We start from the raw sequence: 6,735 nt of genomic DNA on the forward strand, positions 1-6,735 counted from the left end.
TTCCTTTAATCGAGTTGATTCATGAACCGTGATCTGCTGACTCTGACGCTGACTGCCCTCCTCACAGGACTGCTGCCGACTGCCGCCCAGGCTGCCGCACCCGCGCAACCGGGCAAAGTGTTCAAGGACTGCCGGGACTGCCCGGAGATGGTCGTGCTGCCGGCTGGCACTTTCACCATGGGTACGCCGGACGAGGAAGTCGGGCGCGAGCCTGATGAAAGTCCGATGCACGAGGTGACCTTTGTCAAACCGTTCGCCATGAGCCGCTTCCAGGTCACCGCTGGCGAATGGGACAGCTACGTACGCGAAAGTGGCGTGACCATCGCCAATGGCGACACCCGGCCGGGTCGCGAGTGCGTCGCCAGCAAGCCGCGTTATCCGCAGAGCCCGCGTCAGCCGGCGGTGTGCATGAACTTCGATGACGTGAAGAACTACGTCGCCTGGCTGTCGAAAAAGACCGGGCAGACGTACCACATGGTCAGCGAAGCCCAACGCGAATATGCCGCGCGTGGCGGCAGCAAAGGGCCGTTCCCCTTCCCGTTCGATGAAGGCAAGGAATACAGCATCAGCAAACACGCCAACACCTATGGCCCGGCGGACGGTTACAGCTACAGCTCGCCAGTAGGCAGCTACCCGCCGAACGCCTTCGGCCTGTACGACATGCACGGCAACGTCTACGAATGGGTCGAAGACTGCGAACACCCTGATTACGTCGGTGCCCCCACCGATGGCAGCGCCTGGGTCGAGCCCACTTGCGAAGCCGTGCGGATTCGCGGCAACGACTGGGGTGAAGCGCCGGTGTTCTCGCGCTCCGGCAACCGCAACAGCCAGTACCCGCAAGAACGCGGCGACTGGATGGGTTTCCGCATCGTGCGTGACCTTTAAGCTTTCTGGTGTTGATCGTTCCCACGCTCCGCGTGGGAATGCCGCCAGGGACGCTCCGCGTTCCGCTGGTGAATGTGACGCAGAGCGTCACGGGATGCATTCCCACGCGGAGCGTGGGAACGATCATCAGGCACGCAGTTATTATCGGATCGCCACCAGTCGGCGACCTTGTAAATTAAGCCTTCCACCAGACGTTCTACTGGGTATCTGCCTTTTACGACCCAAGGAACTGTCTTCCATGACCCAGCCTACCTGTGGCGCCATCGGCGAATTGTTCGCCCTGTTGAAACCCTTTCGGCTCATCGTCGCCGCGTCCATTTTCCTGGGCATGGTCGGCGGCCTGAGCGTCACGGTATTGCTGGCGACCATCAACAACGCCCTGCATTCGGACACCGGCCTGACCCAAGGCGTCGTCGCCCTGTTCGCCGGCCTGTGCCTGCTGGCACTGGCCAGTTCGATTTGTTCGGACATCGGCACCAACTATGTGGGCCAGCACATCATCGCCAAGCTGCGTAAACAGTTGGGTGAAAAGGTTCTCTCGGCACCGATCGAACAGATCGAGCGCTATCGCAGCCACCGGTTGATTCCGGTGCTGACCCACGACGTCGACACCATCAGCGACTTCGCTTTCGCCTTCGCGCCGCTGGCCATTTCCGTCACCGTGACCCTGGGCTGCATGGGCTACCTGGCCATTCTGTCGTGGCCAATGTTCCTGATCATGGTCGCCGCGATCCTGATCGGCACGGCCATTCAGGCTTACGCCCAGAGCAAAGGGGTGCAGGGTTTCATGGCCGCCCGTGAGGCCGAAGACGAACTGCAAAAGCACTACAACGCAATTGCCGAAGGTGCCAAGGAACTGCGCATTCATCGTCCCCGCCGCCAGCGCATGTTCGTCTCGGGAATCAAGGCTACGGCCGAGCTCATCTGCAACACTCAGGTGCGCTCGATCAACACTTTCGTCATTGCCAAGACGTTCGGCTCGATGCTGTTCTTTGTGGTGATCGGCCTGGCCCTGGCCCTGCAAACCTTTTGGCCGAGTGCCGACAAAACCGTAATGAGCGGCTTTGTGCTGGTGCTGCTGTACATGAAAGGCCCGCTAGAGCATTTGATCAGCACCTTGCCGATTGTCAGCCGCGCGCAGATTGCCTTCCGCCGCATCGCCGAACTCTCGGAGCAGTTTTCCACCCCGGAACCTCACCTGCTGCTCAGCGATAGAGGCAACGTCAAGCAAGCGGTACACGAACTGAAACTGGCCGATGTGCGTTTCAGCTTCCCGGCTGCCGAAGGTGCTGCGCCGTTCCAGCTCGGGCCGGTGAACCTGACGATCAAGCAAGGCGACATCACCTTTATTGTCGGCGAGAACGGCTGCGGCAAGACCACGCTGATCAAGCTGCTGCTGGGCCTGTACACACCGCAACAGGGCGAAATCCGCGTCAACGGCGAGGCGATCGATGCGCAAAACCGCGATGACTATCGCCAGTTGTTCACCACCATCTTCGCCGACTATTACCTGTTCGATGATGTGGTCCAAGGCGATCAGCACATCCCCGAAGACGCCAACAAATACCTGCAACGGCTGGAGATCGCGCACAAGGTCAGCGTCAAGGACGGCCACTTCACCACCACCGACCTCTCCACCGGCCAGCGCAAACGCCTGGCTCTGGTCAATGCCTGGCTGGAGGAACGTCCGGTGCTGGTGTTCGATGAATGGGCGGCCGATCAGGACCCGACCTTCCGCCGGATTTTCTACACCGAGTTGCTGCCGGACCTCAAACGTCTGGGCAAGACCATCATCGTGATCTCCCACGATGACCGTTACTTCGACGTGGCGGACCAACTGGTGCGCATGGAAAGCGGCCGGGTCGTCACCGAGCTGGCCCCCGCCTGACAACCCGGCCCCCGTAGGAGCCAGCGGTGCGGCGATCCGACTTGCCGGCGAAAGCGATCTTGAGGACGCCTTCGCCGGCAAGCCTGGCTCCTACAACCGCCTTCCGACATTTATTTTTCCAGTTTCTTTCCGGTTTTTCGTTCGCGCTGCGTCTAATAATCATTCCTATTAACAAATACTCTGCACAACACTTTTTCTGGAGCTCAGGTAAGTAATGCGACCTCAACCACGCCGCACACCTCTCGCGCTGGCCGTACAGCGCCCGACTTTGCATCGCACCCTGTTCATTAGCGTACTGCTGACCGCCACCTTGCTGGGGAGCTCGATGGCCAATGCTGCACCTGTGAAAGTGAACATCGCAGGTCAATCGCTTTCCAACGCGCTGACCGAGCTGGGCATGCAGACCAATCTGCAAATCCTCTACAGCCCGGACCAGGTTGCCGGCATCAAGTCCCGCGCGGTGTCCGGTTCGCTGGAACCGTCCGACGCCCTGAAGGCCATGCTGCAAGGCACCGGCATCTCGTTCCAGATCAACGGCAACAGCGTCACCCTGGTGTCCGGCGGTTCCTCGAGCTTGCAACTGGGCGCGACCACCATTACCGGCCAGGCCCTGGGCCTGACCACCGAAGACACCGGTTCCTACACCACCGGCGCGACCACCACCGCGACCAAGCTGCCGCTGACCCTGCGTGAAACACCACAATCGGTAACCGTGGTGACGCGTCAGCAGATGGACGATCGCGGCGCCAAGAGCGTCGGTGACGTATTGCGCAACACCCCCGGCATCACGTCGCAGAAGTACGACAGTGACCGTACCGAGTTTTCCGCCCGTGGCTTTGCCATCACCAACTTTCAGTACGATGGCGTCAACCAGCCTTACGACGGTGTGTACGGTGAAAACCCGAACAACAGCGACGACGCGGCCAGCCTCGATCGCGTCGAAGTCATCAAAGGTGCTACCGGCCTGATGACCGGCTCGGGCGACCCGTCCGCCACCGTCAACCTGGTGCGCAAGAAGCCGACCAAGGAATTCAAGGCGTCGGTCAGCGCCACCGCCGGTTCCTGGGACAACTACCGCACCGAAGGCGACATCTCCGGTTCGCTGAACGATTCCGGCAGCGTGCGCGGCCGCTTTGTGGGCGCCTACCAGGACAAAGATTCGTACATCGATCACTACAGCCAGAAGAAAGACCTGTTCTACGGCATCCTCGAAGCCGACCTCACCGACGATACCCTGTTAACCCTCGGCGTCGACAAGTCCAGTGCAACCCCACGCGGCAGCTCCTGGACCGGTAACGCGCCGTACTTCACCGACGGTGGCCGTACCGACTTCTCTCGCAGTTTCAACCCCGGTGCCGACTGGAGCCGTCGTGATTTCGACAGCGTCACCTATTTCTCGTCGCTGGAACAAGCACTGGCCAATGACTGGAAATTCAAGGCCAGCTTCGACCAGAAAACCACCGATCACGATACCCGGCTGGCCTCGGCCAGCGGTGGTTCCGCGGACCGCACCACTGGCGAAGGCAATTTCCTTTACTGGGGGCGCTGGGAAGGCCATCGCGTGCAGAACATGGCTGACGTGAACGTCTCCGGTCCGTTCTCCCTGGGCGGTCGCGAGCACGAACTGGTGGCCGGCTTCATGGCGTCCCACTCACGCCAGACCGGCTCGACCTACGACACCAGCGCTTTCGAACTGGTGCCGGGCAGCATCTATGACTGGAACGGTAGCCTGCCGAAACAGGAATTCCCGAAAAACGGCAAATACGAACGCACCCAAAGCCAAAACGGTATTTACCTGGCCACGCGCCTACGTCCGACCGACGACCTGTCGTTCATCCTCGGCAGCCGTCTGAGCACCTTCAAGTACAACGAGGATTACTCCTACACTCCGGGCGGCACCCTGAGCGACACTCACGCCGGCTACAAGGAACATGGCGTCGTCACGCCTTACGCCGGCGTGGTCTATGACCTGAACGACACGTACTCGGCCTACGCCAGCTACACCAAGATCTACCAGCCTCAGATCAACAAGGACATCAACGGTGCGACCCTGGCACCGGTCGAAGGCGACAGCTACGAAACCGGCCTGAAAGCGGCCTACTTCGAAGGAAAACTGAACGCCAGCCTGGCATTCTTCCGCATTGAGCAGGATAACGTCGCTCAATCGGTCGGCACCGATTTGAATACCGGCGATGGCATTTTCAAAGCCACCGACGGCGGCACCACCAATGGTGTAGAACTGGAACTGGCCGGCGAACTGGCTCAGGACTGGAACGTGTCTGCCGGCTACACCTACGCCCGCACCCGTGACAAGGACGAACAACGCATCTTCGGTTTCCCGCTGGCCACCAGCAAACCGGAACACGTGATTCGTACGTTCACCACCTACCGTCTGCCCGGCGCGCTGGACCAGTTCACCGTCGGTGGCGGCGTCAGCTGGCAGAGCGCTTTTTACGGCCAGAGCTACAGCCCCAACGTGGGCGGTGGCGAGGGCGGCAGCACCCTGCTCAAGCAAGGTGGCTACACCCTCGTGGACCTGATGACCCGTTTTCAGTACGACGAGCACCTGAGCTTCACCGCCAATGCCAACAACGTCTTCGACAAGAAGTACCTGACGGGCCTGGGCAACTTCGGCACCACGTTCTACGGCGAGCCACGCAACCTGCAGCTCACCGCGAAGTATGATTTCTGAGTCGCTGAGCTGAAATGAAAAATGCCCGCATCGTGAGATGCGGGCATTTTTTATGGCTACTCCATGATCGTTCCCACGCTCCGCGTGGGAATGCATCCCGTGACGCTCTGCGTCACCTTCAGAAGCGGAACGCGGAGCGTCCCTGGCGGCATTCCCACGCAGAGCGTGGGAACGATCTGATTCCACCTCAAACCCGCGAACGAACCCACCCCGCCACTTCCGCGTGAACCCCTTCCACCTCGCTCAACAACCCACCCATGCGCAAAAAGTCATGGGTCATGCCCGGCTGCTCCAACAACGTCACCTCATTCCCCGCAGCACGTAACAAATCGGCGTACGCCAACCCTTCGTCATGCAACGGATCATGCCCGGCCAAATACACCAATGCCGGCGCCACACCGGACAGATCCGCTGCCAGCAACGGCGAACAACGCCAATCCGCCAAATCCTCTGGCGTGCGCCCGTAATGCCCGTAGAACCAGTCCAGCGTCGGCGTCTCCAGCAAATAACCCTCGGCGAAATCCCGATGCGACGCCCGTTTCGTCGTGACATCCGTCACCGGGTACACCAGCAATTGCGCCTTCGGTTTCAACGCCAGTTCCTGAGGTTCACGCACCGCCATGATCGACAACACCGTCGCCAGCGTCGCACCCACGCTGTCACCAGCCACGGCCACCCGCGTCGCGTCCAAGCCATGCGCCACGCCTTCGCGAACCAGCCAGTTACCCGCATCGCAGGCATCCTGCACCGGCGTCGGGAAACGCCATTCCGGCGCCAGGCGATAATCCACCGTCAACAGCGCAAAACCACCCTGTGCCGCCAATCGCCGGCACAGCGCATCATGGGAATCGAGGCTGCCGACCACATACCCGCCGCCATGGAAATACAACACCACCGGTTGCAGCCCATCGACCGCTTGCCCATCGCGATACACCCTTGCCGACAGGCTGTAGCCGTCCCGCGCGGCAATGGTGAAGTCCTCCCAGGAAACACTGTCCAGCGGCACATCGAGAAACCCGGAGGACGCTTCAAAATCGATCCGCGCCTGTTGTGGCGACTGTTCATGCATCGCACGACTTTTGCCGGTCATCCGGCCGAACTCGGCGAGTTCTAAAAATGCTTCAAGTTCTGGCAAAACAGCCATGGGACGAATCCTTCAAACAAAATAATCAATAATCCAGCAAGGTTTTTCACACAATCCTGAAACTATCCGCGAACCCTGTGGGAGCGAGCTTGCTCGCGAAGAGGGAGTGTCAGTCGACATTGATGT

At 60.3% G+C, this 6,735-nt stretch carries 4 protein-coding genes; 3 read left to right on the plus strand and 1 reads right to left on the minus strand.

All coding sequences use genetic code 11. From position 1 onward, the window contains the following. Window positions 1-21: 21 nt before the first annotated feature. The 3 genes from pvdO to ACYZT0_RS17295 all read left to right on the plus strand — a co-directional run bounded on the left by pvdO (window position 22) and on the right by ACYZT0_RS17295 (window position 5,465). The gene (gene pvdO, locus ACYZT0_RS17285; RefSeq protein ID WP_462042268.1) at window positions 22-885 is read left to right on the plus strand and encodes a dihydropyoverdine dehydrogenase; all 864 of its coding nucleotides are present in this window, start codon (window positions 22-24) and stop codon (window positions 883-885) included. Window positions 886-1,123: 238 nt separating this feature from the next. After that, window positions 1,124-2,773 carry a cyclic peptide export ABC transporter gene (locus tag ACYZT0_RS17290; RefSeq protein ID WP_462042269.1) on the plus strand — a complete coding sequence of 550 codons (1,650 nt, stop codon included), beginning with the start codon at window positions 1,124-1,126 and terminating at the stop codon, window positions 2,771-2,773. A 214-nt stretch (window positions 2,774-2,987) separates the two neighbouring features. Next, a complete protein-coding gene (locus ACYZT0_RS17295; RefSeq protein WP_462042270.1) occupies window positions 2,988-5,465 on the plus strand; it encodes a TonB-dependent siderophore receptor in 2,478 nt (825 codons plus the stop codon). A 187-nt stretch (window positions 5,466-5,652) separates the two neighbouring features. Here the strand turns inward: ACYZT0_RS17295 and ACYZT0_RS17300 are convergent, their stop codons facing one another. Then, window positions 5,653-6,609, minus strand: a complete 957-nt coding sequence (locus ACYZT0_RS17300; RefSeq protein WP_462042271.1) for an alpha/beta hydrolase — start codon at window positions 6,607-6,609, stop codon at window positions 5,653-5,655. Between the last annotated feature and the right edge of the window lie 126 nt (window positions 6,610-6,735).

The sequence above is a fragment of the Pseudomonas sp. ZS1P83 genome (genome assembly GCF_054897825.1).

What these genes read in the sequence shown, in the direction of transcription:
- pvdO (WP_462042268.1), top strand. Translation starts at nt 22, where the DNA reads ATGAACCGTGATCTGCTGACTCTGACGCTGACTGCCCTCCTCACAGGA.
- ACYZT0_RS17290 (WP_462042269.1), top strand. Translation starts at nt 1,124, where the DNA reads ATGACCCAGCCTACCTGTGGCGCCATCGGCGAATTGTTCGCCCTGTTG.
- ACYZT0_RS17295 (WP_462042270.1), top strand. Translation starts at nt 2,988, where the DNA reads ATGCGACCTCAACCACGCCGCACACCTCTCGCGCTGGCCGTACAGCGC.
- ACYZT0_RS17300 (WP_462042271.1), bottom strand. Translation starts at nt 6,609, where the DNA reads ATGGCTGTTTTGCCAGAACTTGAAGCATTTTTAGAACTCGCCGAGTTC.